A 17,247-nucleotide genomic window follows, 5' to 3' on the forward strand; every position below is an offset into this window, starting at 1 on the left:
GCGGTTTTGACGAACTCGCGCAAAATGGTCTTGCCGCGCGGGTCTTTCAGATTGAGCGTGATGGATTGCTTGCCCGCATTCACCGCAACGAACGAGGCCCCCATGTTGCGCGTCGACGCTTCCTTGTCGGCGCCTAAACGCCGTGCAAGATCGCCCCCTTCGGGGTGCTCGACCTTGATCACGTCGGCGCCGAGCAACGCGAGTTGATACGCGCAAAACGGCCCCGCCAATACATTCGATAAATCCAGTACCCGCACTCCAGCCAACGGCAGCGTCATCTTTGAAGTCTCTTGTTCAGTGCGAAATTTCGTCGAGATTGCGATTGTTGGTACGCGGCCCGAAGATGCCGATCGCGCCCATGACCATCACCATCGACACCGTGATCAACGCGAACACGCCCGGCACCTGGAAGTGGCGCAGCGCGAAGGCGATCATGAAGCCGGAAAACATCGCGGATAAACGCGACATCGAGTAGACGAAACCGACGGCGCGCGCCCGCAAACGCGTGGGGAACAGTTCGGTCTGGTACGCGTGATAGCCGACTGAGAGCAGCGTGCCGCAAAGCGTGATCAGCACGCCGAGCGTCATCAGCATGGCAGGCGACGTTTGCATCGCGAACAGGCTCCCGAACACGGCGATTCCGAGTGCCGACAGCACGATCAGCGTCTTACGTTCGATGCGGTCCGCGATCGCCATACCGATCAGCGGTCCGAACGGATTCGAGATTGCAATGACGAACGAGTACAGCAGGCTGTGCGTGATGGTCACGCCTTTGGAGACCAGCAGCGTGGGCACCCATGATGCGAAACCGTAGAAGCCGATCGCCTGGAACAGGTTGAACACGAGCATCGTGATCGCGCGTTTGCGATACGGCGGCTGCCAGATTTCGCGGAAGGCGGCCTTGGTGGTGGCCGGTTCGACAGTCGGTACAGGGGCGGGCAATGGCTTGCCGTATTGCCTCGCGACTTTTGCTTCGAGCGCTTGCAGGACCTGTTCCGCTTCGGCGGCGCGGCCTTGCTGCGCGAGCCAACGCGGGCTTTCCGGCACGCGCCGGCGGATGGCCCACACGACTACCGCGCCGAGCGCGCCGATGATCACGACCCAGCGCCAGCCGTCGACACCGAACGGCGTTTGCGGCACCAGCCACCACGCAAGCAAGGCGACCGACGGCACGGCGGTGTACTGCACCAGATGAACGAAAGCGAATGCACGGCCGCGCAGATGCTTCGGCACGAGTTCGCTGACGTAGGTGTCGATCGTCACCAGTTCGACGCCCACGCCGATGCCCGCGATCAAACGCCACAGGTTGATGGCCGGCGCGGTGGTTTGCAGCGCCATGATCAGCGTGGCCGCGGAGTACCACAGCAGCGAGACGGTAAACACGGTTCTGCGGCCATAGCGATCCGCCATGCCCGCCAGAAAGAACGTGCCGATGAACAACCCGGCGAACGACGCCGCTACGAACGCGCCCAGCCCGGACACGCCGAAGAACGATGCGGTTGTGGTCGCATACAGCCCGCTTTTGACGAGGCCGGGGCCGACATAAGCCGTGAAAAACAGATCGTAGAACTCGAACCAGCCGCCGATCGACAGCAGGAACACGAGCATCCAGATCGCGCGCGTCGCCGGCAGACGGTCAATGCGAGCGTTGACGCCGGTCGTGAGCGCTGGCGCACCGGTGCTTGAATGGGGCGACGCGCCGGGTGTGTCGATCGGCAGGCTTGCCATGGAATCCTCCTTCGAGTGTCTTTTGCTTGCGTCGTTCTGTCTAATAGAACGACGTTCTATTTAATAAGTGTGCAGAGGTTAGTCTGTGTGACGCTTGTCAGGAATTCGGGGTTTCACCTAGGCTCTGTTGGCATTCAGCTAGTCAAACGGCAAGCCTGCGCGATCCACGCCAGGCGGACTTGATGCAGTTGCGGAACGACCTGATGCCTTTATATTGGTAGCGCGTCTCCCGTTCGCGCCGTACATTCGCGCCAGCAAGGACGGAACCACGAGGAGCCTTTCAGGCTACCCGTGCAGCAAAACAATAAACAGGAGACTTGCAACATGGTTACGACAATTCTAGGCAGACTGTTAGGGTTCACGATCGGCGCGACCGTTGCCCTTACCGCGATCAATGCTCAGGCAGGCGCGACACTGGACCGGGTCATGAAGAACGGCAACATGGTGGTGGCGACGAGCGGCAAATGGCCTCCGCAGGCGTTCCTGAACGACAAACACGAATTCGACGGCTTCGATATCGACGTCGCAAAGGAAATCGCGCGCCGCCTCGGGGTCAAGGTATCGTTCGATACGCCGCAGTTCAGTCTGATGACCGGCGGACATTGGCACGGCCGCTGGGACCTCTCGGTGCTTTCCGTGACGCCGACCAAACCGCGCGCCCAACTGCTTGATTTCCCCGCTGTCTATTACTACAGCCCATACGTGTTCGTTGTAAACAAAGACTCGAAAGCCACGACACGCGCGGATCTGAACAACAAGATCATCGGCGTGGAAGCGGGCACCACTTCGGAAGACTACGTGCAAGGCCACCTTGAAATCGCAGGTCCCGATGTGCCGGCGTTCAAGTACATGTCGCAGAAGCCGAAGGAAATAAAGACGTACACGGACTCGATGCTCCCCTACGATGACCTTCGTCTCGGCGACGGCAAGCGTCTGGACGGCATCATCACGCCGGAGCAGACCGCGCTCGCGGCGATCAAGAGCGGCTATCCGGTGAAGATCGTCCCGGGTGACTATGCGTATCGTGAACCGCTTGCCATCGTTGCCGACAAGGGCGACGCGGAATGGGACAAGAAGGTCGGCGACGTGGTCCACCAGATGAAGCAGGACGGCACGTTGACCAAAATAAGCATGAAGTGGTTCGGTCGCGATTACACCCAATGAACGGTAGCGGCGGCTTGCGCCGCCGCACCGCCTGACCGACAAGAACAATAACCGGTGCGGCTCACAAGATGGCTTCTTACCTGGACACGTATTACACGCGGACCCTTCGAACTTCTGAGTCAAGACCGCGGCTAAGCGGTGTCAAAGAAACCGACGTCTGCATCGTTGGCGCAGGCCTGGCAGGCATTACCGCTGCATTGGAACTGCTCCGGCGTGGCCGCTCGGTCATTTTGCTGGAGGCGCAACGCGTATCGTGGGGAGCGTCGGGCCGCAACGGTGGCGTCGTCAGCCCCGGCTATTCAACGGGCTTTGCTCGAATCGCCCAGCGTGCGGGCATCGACGATGCCAAATCCATCTACCGCATGTCGATAGAAGGCGTCGACATTGTGGCCAGCAATATTGCGCAACTCGATATTCGCGACGCACAGCAGATTCACGGTGTGTTACGCACCTCCCGTCATGAGAACGCCGCTGAAATGCGCGCCCATCAATCGTGGATGGCGCATGAGTTTCAGTATGACCTCGCGTTCAAATCACATGAAGAAGTGCGCGAATTGCTGGTGTCGAGCAAATACCGTCAGGCGCTATACGACGGGCGAGCTTTCCACTTTCATCCGCTGAACTACGCGCGTGCGCTGGTTGCGGAGATCGATCGCCTGGGTGGGCAGGTATTCGAAGACTCGGAAGTCGTATCGTTCGACTCGACTTCAGCTATTAAACGGCTGAAGACCGCTGGCGGGACTGTTAGCGCCCGTGACGTCATTTTCACCTGCGGCGGCTATACCGGTGGCCTGGTTCCTGAACTGGCTCGCAGTTATCTGCCGATCTCGACCTATATGCTTTTGACCGAACCGGCCAAAGAAGAGATCGCTACAGCGATTCGCACGACGGCATCCGTGGGGGATAGCCGTCGAGCCAGCGATTATTACCGCCTGGTGGACGGCGGCGAGCGCGTTCTGTGGGGCGGCATGATCACGACGCGCACGTCGGAGCCGGATCGTCTGGCCGAAATCCTGCGCAAGCGCATGGTCGACACCTATCCACAGTTGAGCGATCTGAAAGTGGCGATCGCGTGGTCCGGACGGATGTCGTATGCAAGACATCTGATGCCGCTGATCGGCCAACTGCAAACGGGCGTGTGGTACTGCATGGGTTTTGGCGGCCACGGGATGAATACGACGGCGATCGGCGGGCGGCTGATAGCGCAAGGCATTGCGGGTGAGACCGATCGATACAGGATATTCGCGCCTTTTGGCTTGCAATGGAACGGTGGCCCAGCCGGCACCGCAGCCGTTCAGCTCACGTACTGGTATTACCAGCTAATGGATTTCATGCGAGAGCGCGCAGCATAAAAAGTGCGTCAGCTTATCTGGAGACAGACATGTTTGCGGAAGACGTTGCCGGAACCCCTAAGCGAAATCCGGGTGTCGTTCTGGCCTTGCTTGGCTTGTTACTGATCGTCGGCTATTACGCGATGCACGTCGCACCGGACTGGATTGCCGGTGCGGCGCACGGCTTTCCAGCGGTCGGCATGGATGCAGATCTGCTCAGGAAGCTGATAGGCAGCGCCATGGCTGTCGCGGCATTTGTCGCGAATTGCTATTTGCTATTACGTCTGTCGGTGCGACTGCAGATCATCGTCGTGTGGATTGAACTGGCGCTGCTGGTGGTGCTGTTTTTCTCCACATTCAACCTGAGCTTCGAATTCATCGAGCGAAAAATCGGCTATCTGCTGATACAGGGCGCGACGACGACGCTATACATCTCCGCAATCTCGATTGCGATTGCGTTTGTGCTTGCACTGATCGGTGCGCTTGCCAAACTGTCGTCGAATGGTATCGCGATTGGTATTGCGACGTTCTATACGTCGTTGTTTCGCGGCTTGCCGTTGCTGATGCAAATCTTCATTTTGTATCTGGGCTTGCCGCAGTTGGGTTACATCGTCAACCCGATACCCGCCGGCGTTGCTGCGTTGTCGCTCTGCTACGGCGCTTACATGACCGAGATTTTCCGGGCCGGCATTCAAAGCATCCCCAAAGGGCAATGGGACGCGGCCCGTGCGCTCGGTCTTACTCACGGCATGATGATGCGGCTGGTCATTCTTCCTCAGGCCATGCGGATCATTATCCCGCCGACCGGGAATCAATTTATCGCAATGCTTAAGGACAGTTCCCTGGTATCCGTCGTCGGCGTATGGGAGTTAACGTACGTGGCGACTACCGAGGGGCAGCGTGAATTCCGACATATGGAAATGCTGATTACCGCAGCGCTGGTTTACTGGTTGCTGTCCATGATGCTGGAGGTGATCCAGTCCCGTATTGAACGCAGATACAGGAAATCCACGCGATGACGCTCGTTGCCGATCGGTTGTTTGATTGTCAATACGCGCGTCGTCAAACCGCCATCCGCTTCAGCATGGCGAGAAGGGTGTCGAATGAAAGCGGCTTGCGTGCGTATTCGATGGTGGGATTCGGTTGCACGGGGATGTCCGCGGCCGCGCTGCACAGAATGATCGGAATCGCGCGCAGATCGGGGTCGGCGAACAGGGCGGCGCACAGTTGCAGCCCCGACATGACCGGCATCATGCAATCCGACACGATGATGTCGGGCCGGGTCTTGCGGATCTGTTCAAGTGCGGCGGCCCCGTTGGACGCCGTCAGCACGGTATAGCCTTGCCGCTCCAGCAACAGTCGCCAGACCGTGAGGATGTCGAACTCGTCGTCCACGACCAGGATGGTTTTCATGGGCGGCTAGGTATTGGGTCGCGGCGTCAGCGTGGCCGACAAGCCTTGCGCCGGATACACGCTGGTGGGGCCGACCGGGCTCCCGATTACATCGAGGCCCTGCGACGAAATCACGAGTTCGCGCAGAGACGTATCGTGGGCGCTTTCGCGCTGTTTAACCACGGAAATCAGGCGCCGCAAACCCTTGTCTGTTTCGGCGTAGCGCAGCAGCACCAGATTCTCGGTCAACGCGGAGACCCGTACGCTCTTCGCGTGGCCGGGGTCGGCGTAAAGCGGCAGTTCTTCCGTCAATATCGCGGTGACGCAGGCTTCCCGCAGTTGATGAAGGAGCGCATTCAGGAACAGGCCGAAGCGTTCGGTTCGCAAGGCCGAGTCGCGGAAACCTTCCACGCCGTCGATCACGATCCGCTTCGCGCCGGTCTTCCTGACCGTGGCGAGCGCGACCGCCGCGAGTTCGTCGACTGCCAGTTCTATGGCGGGTTGCCATTGAATCATGAGGCGGCCGTCGTTGTAGGCGTCGGCGAGATCGATCGAGACGGCCTCGGCTTTGCCGATCAGCCGCTGCGGCCCCTCGTAAAAGCCCAGATACACGCCGCGTTCGCCGCGCGCCACGCCGGCTGCGAGAAACTGCAGGCAAAGCAAGGTCTTGCCGACACCCGACGGCCCGATCAACGTGGTCGTGGAACCTTGGGCAAAACCGCCGCCGAGCAGACTGTCAAGATGCGGCAGACCAAAGCCGAGTCGCGTTTTCAGATCGACTGGCCCGGGTTGCGCGGCGCATTGCGATTCCAGACGTGGGAACATCAGAAGCCCACTTTCGGCGATGCGAAAGAAGTGCTTACCCATCAGATGGTTGCGCGCCCGCATCTTGTGCACTTCGATTTCGCGCGCGCGGCGCATACCGTCGTTGTAGCGGCTCAGTTCGATCAGACCGTCGACCAGCGTGTGCTCGGGATGCGGTTCGTTGCCGGACAGCGGCGCGAGCAACAGCGTGGTGCAATCCATTGCCGCGACCAGTGCGTTCAATTCGTGGATGAACTTCGACAGCGACAGTTCGGTTTCGCTGAATTCGCGTGCGCTGCGAAAACCGTCGATGATCATGAGGCTCGGACGGTAGTCGGAAATGCTCGTCGCAATCAGCTTGAGGAAGCCGTCGAGACCTTCCTGCATCAGCTCGTGATAGCCGGACACGAAGAACATCTGCTGCGCAACGGCGCTCTCGTCGAAGAAGCTCAGACCCTTGAGGTGCGCCAGCAGCTTGTCGTGCGACTCGGCGATCAAAGTTATGTACAACACCTTTTCGCCCTTGCTTACACGATGAAAACCGATCTGGCTCGACAGAATCGTTTTGCCCGCGCCGGCCATGCCTTCAAGCAGATAGACACCGCCGCTGACCAGACCTCCGCCGAGGATCTCGTCGAGGCCGGGGACACCCGTTTCCACGTTGGACCGGGAGGACGTCTGAGATTCGTGAAAAGTCATTGTCGATATGCCGTTCTGGGTGCGGAGGAGCGACAGACAGCTCGCCAGTGAACCCAGACGGATCGTCTATCACTCAAACTAACCGTGCCAGCAATTCGCGTTCCCGCGCGTGGACGGCGATGGTGCGTATCGGCATTGGATGCGGGAATTCTGCCTGGCCTCCGTCCACTTGGCGAAAGGCGTGGGCGCGGGCGGCGCAATGGTGCGCGAGGGGTTCCGCTTGCAGGTAGGTAGCGGCGGCGTGCAGAAGCGGTTTTTACAAAACGGTGCAACGAAGGGAAGACCGCGAGAAACAGGACGGGCATTCCCTCGCACATGCAAAAACAGATCATGAGCGAGGGGGATGCGTTTTCTGCGGGAGCCGCTAGAATCCGGCTGCGACTCAGTTAGGCCTTAGCTGCACGCGAAACTGCTTGCAGCGTTATCACCGCCGCCTCGATAACGGGCCACTTTCGGATACGCGCAGAGCGGCCGCGTGCGTGCTGCACCCCAATCGGCAGGCACGTCCGCGTTCGGCACGACATTGCTCGCATCGCGCGCGGTGGCGACCACGCTGTCCGGCGCCTTGCCCTGTTCGACCCACGCGATCATCGGCGTGAGCATGTCGAACTGGTCGGTGCTCGGGCCACCGGAGCACTGGTTCATGCCGGCGATCGTGTAAAGACGGGCGAAGTTCGACGCGTCGCCGCCGTTGGCTGTCATGAGGCGCTGATACCAGTCAGTCGTATCGTTCGACGAAAACACCGGGTCGCTCGTGCCGTGATAGACCATCAACTTTGCGCCGCGCTGCTTCAATGCGTTGAGATTGGTCTCGTCGGGTGGCGTCATGAACGACCAGGCCGACTCGCTATAAACACCGGCGGTGGCGAAGATCTTCGGTGCGTCGGTATCCATGTTGAAGTTCAGCGCATAGGCCGACAACTGGCTCAACACTGAAGCGCTCTGCGGCAGCGTGGTGAACGTGAACGCCGCCGCGGCCGGATCGAGGGTGATCGAGTTGGCCTGCTTCCAGGCTGACCAGCCGGCACCGAGACCGGCGTCATACGGGAAGCTGGCATACAGCGCAGTACCGGCGCCGTTGCGTGCCCCCGAGAAGACATTCCCGATTGCGTCCTTCTGCGCGCTCGTCAGACAGGTTCCGTCGCGCACGTTGCTTGTGCAGGTGGGGACGTCGGTAGCCAGGTTGAAATTTGCCTGGCATGCCTTGATATCCTGAATGAGGCCGTCGCTGGCGCCGTCGAGCGCGTCACATTTGGCCAATATCTTCGACGCCACCATCTGGCGCTCCGCAGCGGTAAACCCGGTCGTGATATCGGGCAAGCCGTTCGCGGTCGTGGCGGTCGCCACTTTCGCCAATTGCTGAGCGCTCCACATCTCGCCGATCGCCGCTTTCGGCAAATGAAAGCCCGGGTCGCCGGCAATGATCCCGTCGTATTGAGCCGACGAGCGCGCCGCCGCGACCAGGGCATGACGGCCACCGTTGGAGCAGCCATCGAAATAGCTGCGGTCCGGTCCCTTGCCGTAGGCGAGTTTGATCACCTGCCTGGCCATCGGCGTGAGTGTGGCGACCGCGTTGTAGCCGTAGTCGAGGCGCGCCTGTGGATCGAGACCGAACAGTGGGTTTTGCGCCGAACTGTGTCCCGCGTCCGAGCTGATGACGGCGAAGCCCATGTTGAGCGCGTCGTTGGTCGGGCCGCCGCCGCCGATCTCGCCGGTAGCGGTGACCACATTGCCGTCGAGGCCGCCGTTAGCCTGATAGAAGAAGCGCCCATTCCACGCAAGCGGCAGACGCATTTCAAAGCCGATGGCATACGTCTTGCCGTCGACGCTGCTGACCCGCTGATTCATGCTGCCCTGGATCAAACAGTGTTCGGCGATCGGTTTGCCCGCTACGTTGAGCGTGCCGGCCGCCACGTCCGTCACCGAGGTGAAGACGGTGTTGGCGAAGGTGAGCTTCGCGCTGAGCGCCGCGCAATTGCCGGCGAGCGTGCCGGGAGTTGCTGCACTCAGTTGCGGAAGGGCGCTTGCGTTCGTGCTCGTGGTAGTCGGGTCGCCGACGTCATTGCCGCCGCATGCGGCGAGCGTGAGCGCCGTAGCCGCTGCCAGAGCGATAGAGGTGTGCTTCATGCGGTATCTCCGGGACTAGAACGAATGACGAATGCCGAGCATCACGCCGGTCTGGCCGGTGCCTGCCGTGGGTGTCGTGCCGCCGCCACCGGCGCTGACCGAGTAGCGCGCCTTCGCACTGTTGGCGAGATACGAACCTTGCGCGTAGACAGCGGTGCGTTTCGAAAGCTGATACGTGGTGCGCAGCGTGCCCATCGTGGCGCGCGTGTCGTGGTCGCTGTTGGTGATGTGGTAGACCTCGCCGTCGACAATGAAGGCGGGCGTCACGAAGTACGAGGCACCGACGAAGAACAGATTCGAGCGCACGTCTGCAATCGTGGAGGCCGACGGTTCCACGCGGCGATTGAGCCAGCCCGCACCAATCTTTGCTCGGCCGATGTTCGCGTATGCGCTGACCTGGGTGCGGATGTCCTTGTCGGCGGCGTTGGTGAGCGGCGTCGGTGCGACGCCATCGAAGAAGTTCGCCGCCGCTGTACTCCCGCCGCGCTGTTCCTCGTACGACGCCGCGATGCCGAACAGCGGCGCGTCGTACTTAAGCATCACCGACCACTCGCGGCATTCCGTCGCATGCCCGGCCACTGAGCCGGTGCACGTGCCCTGGCCTGGCGAGTTGCCGGTGCCCGTGGCGTCGCGGCCGAACGAGTAGTTCGCGCCGAACGTCACGCCCGCATAGGTGCCGAGGTAATTTATCGAGTTGTCAGCGCGAGCGTTTGGCACGTAGGCGTCGAGTGAGCCCAAGCCGTAAATATCCGGGCCGATCAGATCCGCGCCCATCAACGCGAGGTACGTCATCGTGTATTGACGTCCGAACGACACCGTGCCGTACGGACTCCTGATGCCGACGAACGCCTGACGTCCAAACAGCCGGCCGCCCTGGCCGAGATCGCCGCCGCGCACGTTGAAGCCGCTTTCCAATGCGAACACCGCGCTATAGCCGCCGCCGAGGTCTTCATTGCCGCGCAGGCCCCAACGCGAAGGCAGTTCGCCGGTAACCGACGGCATCCGAAAAACGCTCTTGCCCGCGGCGTTCGCGTGCGATACGTATTCGATGCCGGTGTCGATGATGCCGTAGAGCGTCACGCTCGATTGCGCTGCTGCTGCGCCGCTGACCGCGCACAATGTGCCACAAAGAAGAAGGCGTGCAGATGCTTGCATGAAGTGTCTCTCCAAACCGTTGATGGAAGTGTTTGTTGTTAGGTCTTGTATGACGGGTCAGTCGTCGGCGCGCGGACGGCGCAGCAACAGCAACGCCGCAGCGGCGGCGATCAGCGTGACGGGAATGCTCGCGCCGATGACCGTCGAAGAACTGCGGCCCATCGCCAGCAATTGCCCCGCGGCCAGCGGCCCGACCACCGAGCCGATACGCCCCACCGCCACTGCGGCGCCGATGCCGGTGCCGCGCATGGCGGTCGGATAAAACGCCGCAGAAAGCGCGTACAGCACCGATTGCCCGCCGATGACGAACATCCCCGCGAAGAACGCAGAGGTGGCGAGCGCGCTGAAGCCGGGCGCCATCGAGAGCGCCGCGAGCGATGCGATGATCCCGACATACATGCCGGCCACCACGACACCCGGGCGCATGCGATCCATCAACATGCCGATGCACAACGCGCCGATACCGCCGCCGATGTTGAAGAAGATCTGCACGTAGCCCACTTGTGCGCGCGACAGCCCGCTTGCCGCCATCAGTGACGGTAGCCAGTTGAGCAGGAAGTAGAGGACGATCAGCGTGCAGAAGTAGCTGACCCAGATCTGCACGGTGGACAAACCACGTGTGCCGCCGAACAGGATTTCGCCGACCGGCGCGGGCTTCGCATGACCGTCTTTAGAGGCTCTGGTGAATGCCTTCGAATCCGCGAGAAACACGAGCAATAGCGGCACCAGCACGAGCGGTCCTGCGCCGCCGACGTAGAAGATGTGACGCCACTCGGTGTCACCCGCGCTCAGCACGCCGATCACCGACGCGATCACGCCACCGAACGGAATGCCGCAATACATCACGCTCACCGCGGTGCTGCGCGAACGCGGCTCGACCGCTTCCGACGACAACGCGATCAGGTTCGGCAATGCACCGCCTAAGCCGATGCCGGTCAGCACACGCACGATCACCAGCGTGTGAAAGTCGTTCACCAGCGCGGTCGCGATCGACAGCAGGCCGAACAGGCACGCGGAAATCATCAGCACGCGCTTGCGGCCGATCCGGTCGGCGAGTCGTCCGCCGAACATCGCGCCCGGCAGCAAGCCAAAGGTTCCCGCGCTGAACGCGAGACCCATTTGCCCGACCGACAAACCGAACTCGCGTGCCATGCGCGGCGCAGCGACGCCGACCGACTGCAGATCGAGCCCTTCGAGCAGAGCGATGGCAAAACACAATCCTAGTGTGACAAAGACGCCTGTCCGACTGGACGTTGACGGGATGGCGGGAGCCTCGGTCGAGGGTAAAGTTCCGGTTCTTTTCACGTTAGTGATCCTTATTAAAGTGCGTGTTTTTCCGGTGTGGCCGAAGGACGGCAAGTGTCGAGTCGCCGTCTGGTGTGCCGGCTCTGTGCAGAAGCGGCTGCGGCTGCGGTTGCGTCGCGCCGGCCCGTCTGGCGTTCCAGGCAGTCTCGGCGAAGCGGGACTCAGACCGCCATGGCGGTCACGATGAGATGCTCAGGAACAGCCCAGCGAAAGCCGCAGCATGCAGCACATCGGTTCGATGCCCGCTTTGCTGTCCGTTTGCCTCGAAGCGATATAGCGTGTCTCCATGCGCTGCATCGTGGACTGGATTTAATATCAGGTAGGCTGATAACACAAGCGCAAATGCTTCGGTGAAAACACCTAGTCGTTTGCAGAGACAGGAACGTTAGCCGCGCAGGTTGCGCACGAAAGTTTCGAGGTGGGTTTGTACCGCGCCGGCCGCTTCGAGATCGGTGCCTTCCATCATCTGCTTCTCGATCGCCTTGACGGCCTGCTCGCATTCGCGCAGCACGGCTCGCCCTTCATCAGTCAGTTGCAGCAGCACGATGCGGCCGTGCGTGGGGTCCGGCTCGCGGCTGACCCAGTTCCGGCTTGCCATGGCGTTCATCACTTCATTGGCGGATTGCGGCGTAATGAAGGAGCGCTCGGCAACTTGCGCATTGGACGCCTGGCCCTTCGCATCGAGCACCGAAAGCGCGGTGAACTGCGCGAGCGTCAGACCGAGTGGCGCGAGCGCCTCGGTCATGCGGCGCCGCAGGATACGGTCGAGACTGCCGATCACATAGGCGAGCCGCAGGTTAGAACGGCGGGTGCGCGTGGTGGCGGGCTCGGCGGGCGAATTTTGATTTTTGCTCATGGTGGCCAGGAGGTTCGGTCTAGCCCGCATCTTAGCGCGCCTCACGACGGATTCCGCCGATAGGGGTTTGCCCCGAGCCCGTGAAATTCCACTTTACATATCAGGCGGCCTGATATTAAATGGGTTCATCAGGCCGCTGTCGCGGTCAATGTTCACGGAGAAAACAGATGAATTACGAAGGTCGTTGGGACACCGTCAAGGTCGATGTCACAGAGGGAATTGCATGGGTCACATTCAATCGCCCCGAGAAGCGCAACGCGATGAGCCCAACGCTGAATAAGGAAATGATCGAGGTGCTCGAAGCAGTCGAGCTGGACGCCGAAGCGCAGGTTCTCGTGTTGACGGGTGAGGGCGACGCGTGGACCGCAGGCATGGATCTGAAGGAGTATTTCCGCGAAGTCGACGCCGGCCCGGAAATCCTGCAGGAAAAGATTCGCCGCGATGCGTGCCGCTGGCAGTGGCAGTTGCTGCGCATGTACGCGAAGCCGACCATTGCGATGGTCAACGGCTGGTGCTTCGGTGGTGGCTTCTCGCCGCTGGTGGCGTGCGATCTGGCGATTGCCGCCGACGAAGCGGTGTTCGGGCTTTCCGAAATCAACTGGGGCATTCCGCCTGGCAACCTGGTGAGCAAGGCGATGGCGGATACCGTGGGGCATCGTCAGGCGCTTTACTACATCATGACGGGCGAGACGTTCACCGGTCAGGAAGCGGCGCAAATGGGCCTCGTCAACAACAGCGTGCCGCGTGCCGAACTGCGCGAAGCCACACGTGTTCTCGCAGGAAAACTGCTGCAAAAGAATCCGGTGGTGCTCCGCGCAGCCAAGAACGGCTTCAAGCGTTGCCGCGAACTGACCTGGGATCAGAACGAAGACTACCTGTACGCCAAGCTCGATCAGGCGCAACTGCGCGATCCCGAAGGCGGCCGTGAGCAGGGTCTGAAGCAGTTCCTCGACGAGAAAGCGATCAAGCCGGGTTTGCAAACCTACAAGCGCTGATGCAGCGCAGACGCTAACGTGGATGCAGGCGGATTTACGCCCCGGAAGCGGGCGCGCTTGAAGACTGGCGAGACGAGTGAGAGAGCGAGGAGACGAGACACATGCATGAAGTAACGTTGTTGATCGGCGGCGAGAGCCGCGGCGCATCGGACGGTAAGACCTTCGAGCGGATCAATCCCGCCAGCGGCCTCGCGGCCTCACGCGCGCCGGCCGCGACATTAGCCGATGCGGACGCCGCCGTGGAAGCCGCCGCGCGCGCGTTTCCGGCATGGTCCGCAATGGCGCCGACCGAACGCCGCAAACGCCTCCTGGCCGCAGCCGATCTGATGGACGCCCGCACGGCGCAATTCATTGAAACCGGCGTCGCCGAAACGGGCGCGATGCCGAACTGGTATGGCTTCAACGTCATGCTGGCCGCCAACATGCTGCGTGAGGCCGCCGCCATGACCACGCAGATCGACGGCGACGTGATTCCGTCGGACGTGCCGGGCAGTCTCGCGATGGCCGTGCGCCAGCCGTGCGGCGTGGTGCTCGGCATGGCGCCGTGGAATGCGCCGGTGATCCTCGGTACGCGGGCGATTGCCATGCCGCTCGCCTGCGGCAATACGGTCGTGCTCAAGGCTTCTGAAGGCTGTCCAGGCGTACATCGTTTGATTGCCAGCGTGTTGCAGGAAGCCGGTCTTGGCAACGGCGTGGTGAACGTGGTCACGCATTCCGCCGAAGATGCGCCCGCGATCGTCGAACGGCTGATCGCTCATCCGGCGGTGCGCCGGGTCAATTTCACCGGTTCGACGCGGGTTGGTCGCATCGTTGCGCAACATGCCGCACAGCATCTGAAGCCGGCCTTGCTCGAACTTGGCGGCAAGGCGCCCGTCATAGTGCTCGACGACGCCGATCTGGATGCGGCCGTGGCCGGCATTGCGTTCGGCGCGTTTTTCAACCAGGGGCAGATTTGCATGTCGACGGAACGCGTGATTGTCGACCGGAAGATCGCCGATACGCTGGTGGATAGGCTCGCGGCTAAAGCGCGATGCCTGAAGGCGGGCGATCCGACCGCAGCCGGTTCCGTACTCGGCGCGCTCGAAAGTACGGCAGCCGCGCAACGCATCAAGGCGCTCGTTGAGGATGCCCGTGAGAAGGGCGCAAAGCTGCCTGTGGGCTGCACCGTTGAAGGCGCTGTGATGCAACCGGCGATTGTCGACGGCGTGACGCGCGAGATGAAACTGTACGCCGAGGAATCTTTTGGCCCGGTGGTAACGGTGCAGCGCGTGGACGGCGACGAAGAAGCGATCCGGGTGGCAAACGATAGCGAATATGGTCTGTCTGCGGCCGTATTCAGTCGCGACGTATCTCGCGCATTGAATGTGGCGAAGCGCATCGAATCGGGCATTTGCCACATCAACGGCCCGACCGTGCACGACGAAGCGCAGATGCCGTTCGGTGGCGTGAAAAAGAGTGGCTATGGGCGTTTCGGCAGCAAGGCATCGATCGCCGAATTCACGGACCTGCGCTGGATAACGATTCAAACCGGACCGCGGCACTATCCGATCTGATCGACACAGACACAGACACAGGAGACAGGCTTTGCATTCCGAGCCGAAACAATCGAACATCCCCGGTGCGCGAGACGGCACGCCGATGCCTTACCGCGCGACGGCGATCGGCGCGTCGTCGTTGCACGCGCAACGGCACGGCGATACGTGGTACCTGCGCGCTGACGAGCCGCTGGGTGAGCATCCGCTACGCCTGACGGACCGGCTCGCGAGCGGTGCGCGCGATCATCCGGAGCGTTGGCTGGCGGCGCGACGCGGCAGTGACGGTCAGTGGATCGGTCTAAGTTACGCGAGGGCTTTGCAAAGCGCCCGGGCGATCGGGCAAGCGTTGCTGATGCGCGATCTTTCCGTCGAGCGGCCCGTCGTGATTCTTTCGGGCAACGATCTCGAACATTTGCAACTGGCGCTCGGCGCGATGTGGGCGGGCATTCCGTATGCGGCGATTTCTCCAGCGTACGCGCTTGTTTCCGGCGACTTCGGCAAATTGCGCCATACGATCGAGCTATTGACGCCGGGTCTGGTTCTCGTAAGCGGCTATGACGCCTATGCCAAGGCAATCGAGGCAGTGGTGGCGGCCGATGTCGAAGTCGTGTCGGCAAGTGCGCCAAAGGAGCCGCCCGCGGCACGCAGCGTGACCTTGTTCAGCGATCTGCTGAATACAGCGCCCACCACCGTCGACTCCGCCCACGCAGCGGTGAGTCCGGACGCCATCGCCAAGTTTCTGTTCACGTCTGGCTCGACCAAACTGCCCAAGGCCGTGCCGACCACGCACCGCATGCTGTGCAGCAATCAGCAAATGCTGCTCGAAACGTTTCCCGAGTTCGCGAACGAGCCGCCGGTGCTGGTGGACTGGCTGCCGTGGAACCACACTTTTGGCGGCAGCCATAACGCAGGTATCGCGCTCTACAACGGCGGCACGCTCTATATCGACGACGGCAAACCGGTCAACGGCAAGTTCGAGGAAACGCTGCGCAACCTGCGTGAAATCGCCCCGACGATCTATTTCAACGTGCCCAAGGGCTGGGAAGAACTGGCGATTGCGCTTGAGCAGGATGCACACTTGCGCGAGACGTTTTTCTCGCGCGTGAAGATCTATTTCTTCGCGGGTGCGGGGCTCTCGCAAGCAGCGTGGGACCGGCTCGAACGCGTCACCGAAAAATATTGCGGCGAGCGCATTCGCATCATGGCCGGACTCGGTATGACCGAAACGTCGCCGTCGTGTCTGTTCACCACGGGCCCGATCATGCGCGCCGGCTACGTCGGCCTACCCGCGCATGGCTGCGAGGTCAAACTCGCGCCGATCGGCGACAAGCTCGAAGCGCGCTACCGCGGGCCGCATGTGATGGCCGGCTATTGGCGCGCCAACGCTGCCGAGCTGGACAACCCCTTCGACGAAGAAGGCTACTTCTGCAGCGGCGACGCGTTGCGCTTTGTCGATGTCGAGCGACCGGAACTCGGCCTGCTGTTCGACGGGCGCATCGCCGAGGATTTCAAGCTGAGTTCGGGCACCTTCGTCAGCGTCGGCCCAATGCGGGCACGAGTCATTTCCGAAGGGGCACCTTATGTGCAGGATGTGGTCGTCGCAGGCATGAATCGGGACGATGTCGGCTTGCTGGTGTTTCCACGGCTCGACGATTGCCGGCGGCTGGCTGGATTGTCCGCATCGGCAAGCCCGCGCGAGGTGATCGAAGCACCCGCCGTGCGGGCCCATTTCGCCGGGCTGCTCGCCATGCTCAATCGGCGCGCAACCGGCGGCGCGACGACTATCGCGCGCCTGCGACTCATGGACGTCGCCCCTTCTCTCGATCTCAGCGAGATCACCGACAAAGGGTCGATCAACCAGCGCGCTGTGCTGACCCACCGGGCCGCTCTCGTCGAAGCAATGTACGACACTGCGCAGTGCGATCCTGCTGTGATTTACGCGGCTGCTTGTGGCGCGGCTTAAGGCACGCGTCGCTCGCTGACTCCAGGTCCCTCGTCGCACGGCAAAGGCGTTTCGCCGTATACAATTCGGCAGCGCCTGATTTTTGCCCAATACTGACCTGATCCCACTCATGCCGAATCCGACCTGGGCCTTTCTTCTCGGCCCGCTCCTGAAAGGCGTTTCACGCTCCTTCTATCTCACCCTGCGCGTGTTG

At 61.5% G+C, this 17,247-nt stretch carries 14 protein-coding genes; 6 read left to right on the forward strand and 8 right to left on the reverse strand.

The features are described from left to right. Positions 1-278, reverse strand: a 278-nt coding sequence (locus VFE81_RS20290) for a CoA transferase (RefSeq protein WP_325046303.1), incomplete at its 3' end; no start/stop codon positions are given. 16 nt (positions 279-294) lie between these two features. Beyond that, a complete protein-coding gene (locus tag VFE81_RS20295) occupies positions 295-1,728 on the reverse strand; it encodes an MFS transporter (protein ID WP_325046304.1) in 1,434 nt (477 codons plus the stop codon). Positions 1,729-2,052: 324 nt separating this feature from the next. On the opposite strand from VFE81_RS20295, the gene VFE81_RS20300 reads away from it, so the two are divergent. From VFE81_RS20300 to VFE81_RS20310, 3 genes are all read left to right on the forward strand, one after another. After that, positions 2,053-2,892: a transporter substrate-binding domain-containing protein gene (locus VFE81_RS20300; RefSeq protein ID WP_325046305.1), complete on the forward strand. Its 840-nt coding sequence runs from the start codon at positions 2,053-2,055 to the stop codon at positions 2,890-2,892. A gap of 68 nt (positions 2,893-2,960) precedes the next feature. After that, on the forward strand, positions 2,961-4,244 hold the full coding sequence (locus tag VFE81_RS20305; protein WP_325046306.1) for an FAD-binding oxidoreductase: 1,284 nt from the start codon (positions 2,961-2,963) through the stop codon (positions 4,242-4,244). Positions 4,245-4,273: 29 nt separating this feature from the next. Next, a complete protein-coding gene (locus VFE81_RS20310; protein WP_325046307.1) occupies positions 4,274-5,242 on the forward strand; it encodes an amino acid ABC transporter permease in 969 nt (322 codons plus the stop codon). 43 nt (positions 5,243-5,285) lie between these two features. On the opposite strand, the gene VFE81_RS20315 is transcribed toward VFE81_RS20310, so the two are convergent. The 6 genes from VFE81_RS20315 to VFE81_RS20340 all read right to left on the reverse strand — a co-directional run bounded on the left by VFE81_RS20315 (position 5,286) and on the right by VFE81_RS20340 (position 12,591). Further along, the gene (locus VFE81_RS20315) at positions 5,286-5,636 is read right to left on the reverse strand and encodes a response regulator (protein WP_325046308.1); all 351 of its coding nucleotides are present in this window, start codon (positions 5,634-5,636) and stop codon (positions 5,286-5,288) included. A 6-nt stretch (positions 5,637-5,642) separates the two neighbouring features. Then, positions 5,643-7,118, reverse strand: coding sequence for an ATPase domain-containing protein (locus VFE81_RS20320; protein WP_325046309.1), 1,476 nt, complete (start codon positions 7,116-7,118; stop codon positions 5,643-5,645). 393 nt (positions 7,119-7,511) lie between these two features. Further along, positions 7,512-9,245 (reverse strand): tannase/feruloyl esterase family alpha/beta hydrolase, encoded by a 1,734-nt coding sequence (locus VFE81_RS20325; RefSeq protein WP_325046310.1) that lies wholly within the window; start codon positions 9,243-9,245, stop codon positions 7,512-7,514. A gap of 15 nt (positions 9,246-9,260) precedes the next feature. Next, entirely contained in the window at positions 9,261-10,400 is a 1,140-nt protein-coding gene (locus tag VFE81_RS20330; RefSeq protein ID WP_325046311.1) for a porin, read from the reverse strand. 57 nt (positions 10,401-10,457) lie between these two features. Further along, complete coding sequence (gene mhpT, locus VFE81_RS20335) at positions 10,458-11,663, reverse strand: 3-(3-hydroxy-phenyl)propionate transporter MhpT (RefSeq protein WP_325046316.1); 1,206 nt, start codon at positions 11,661-11,663, stop codon at positions 10,458-10,460. A gap of 427 nt (positions 11,664-12,090) precedes the next feature. Continuing rightward, positions 12,091-12,591 carry a MarR family winged helix-turn-helix transcriptional regulator gene (locus VFE81_RS20340; protein WP_325046312.1) on the reverse strand — a complete coding sequence of 167 codons (501 nt, stop codon included), beginning with the start codon at positions 12,589-12,591 and terminating at the stop codon, positions 12,091-12,093. Between the two features lie 137 nt (positions 12,592-12,728). Between VFE81_RS20340 and VFE81_RS20345 the strand changes: the two genes are divergently transcribed. From VFE81_RS20345 to VFE81_RS20355, 3 genes are all read left to right on the forward strand, one after another. After that, positions 12,729-13,556, forward strand: coding sequence for a p-hydroxycinnamoyl CoA hydratase/lyase (locus VFE81_RS20345; protein WP_325046313.1), 828 nt, complete (start codon positions 12,729-12,731; stop codon positions 13,554-13,556). 101 nt (positions 13,557-13,657) lie between these two features. Beyond that, positions 13,658-15,109: an aldehyde dehydrogenase gene (locus VFE81_RS20350; protein ID WP_325046314.1), complete on the forward strand. Its 1,452-nt coding sequence runs from the start codon at positions 13,658-13,660 to the stop codon at positions 15,107-15,109. Positions 15,110-15,140: 31 nt separating this feature from the next. Then, positions 15,141-17,054 (forward strand): feruloyl-CoA synthase, encoded by a 1,914-nt coding sequence (locus VFE81_RS20355; protein ID WP_325046315.1) that lies wholly within the window; start codon positions 15,141-15,143, stop codon positions 17,052-17,054. Positions 17,055-17,247 lie beyond the last annotated feature (193 nt).

The sequence above is a fragment of the Paraburkholderia sp. genome (assembly GCF_035656215.1).
GTDB lineage: Bacteria > Pseudomonadota > Gammaproteobacteria > Burkholderiales > Burkholderiaceae > Paraburkholderia.

What these genes read in the sequence shown, in the direction of transcription:
- VFE81_RS20315 (WP_325046308.1), bottom strand. Translation starts at nt 5,636, where the DNA reads ATGAAAACCATCCTGGTCGTGGACGACGAGTTCGACATCCTCACGGTC.
- VFE81_RS20345 (WP_325046313.1), top strand. Translation starts at nt 12,729, where the DNA reads ATGAATTACGAAGGTCGTTGGGACACCGTCAAGGTCGATGTCACAGAG.
- VFE81_RS20330 (WP_325046311.1), bottom strand. Translation starts at nt 10,400, where the DNA reads ATGCAAGCATCTGCACGCCTTCTTCTTTGTGGCACATTGTGCGCGGTC.
- VFE81_RS20295 (WP_325046304.1), bottom strand. Translation starts at nt 1,728, where the DNA reads ATGGCAAGCCTGCCGATCGACACACCCGGCGCGTCGCCCCATTCAAGC.
- VFE81_RS20340 (WP_325046312.1), bottom strand. Translation starts at nt 12,591, where the DNA reads ATGCGGGCTAGACCGAACCTCCTGGCCACCATGAGCAAAAATCAAAAT.
- VFE81_RS20300 (WP_325046305.1), top strand. Translation starts at nt 2,053, where the DNA reads ATGGTTACGACAATTCTAGGCAGACTGTTAGGGTTCACGATCGGCGCG.
- VFE81_RS20305 (WP_325046306.1), top strand. Translation starts at nt 2,961, where the DNA reads ATGGCTTCTTACCTGGACACGTATTACACGCGGACCCTTCGAACTTCT.
- VFE81_RS20325 (WP_325046310.1), bottom strand. Translation starts at nt 9,245, where the DNA reads ATGAAGCACACCTCTATCGCTCTGGCAGCGGCTACGGCGCTCACGCTC.
- VFE81_RS20350 (WP_325046314.1), top strand. Translation starts at nt 13,658, where the DNA reads ATGCATGAAGTAACGTTGTTGATCGGCGGCGAGAGCCGCGGCGCATCG.
- VFE81_RS20310 (WP_325046307.1), top strand. Translation starts at nt 4,274, where the DNA reads ATGTTTGCGGAAGACGTTGCCGGAACCCCTAAGCGAAATCCGGGTGTC.
- VFE81_RS20320 (WP_325046309.1), bottom strand. Translation starts at nt 7,118, where the DNA reads ATGACTTTTCACGAATCTCAGACGTCCTCCCGGTCCAACGTGGAAACG.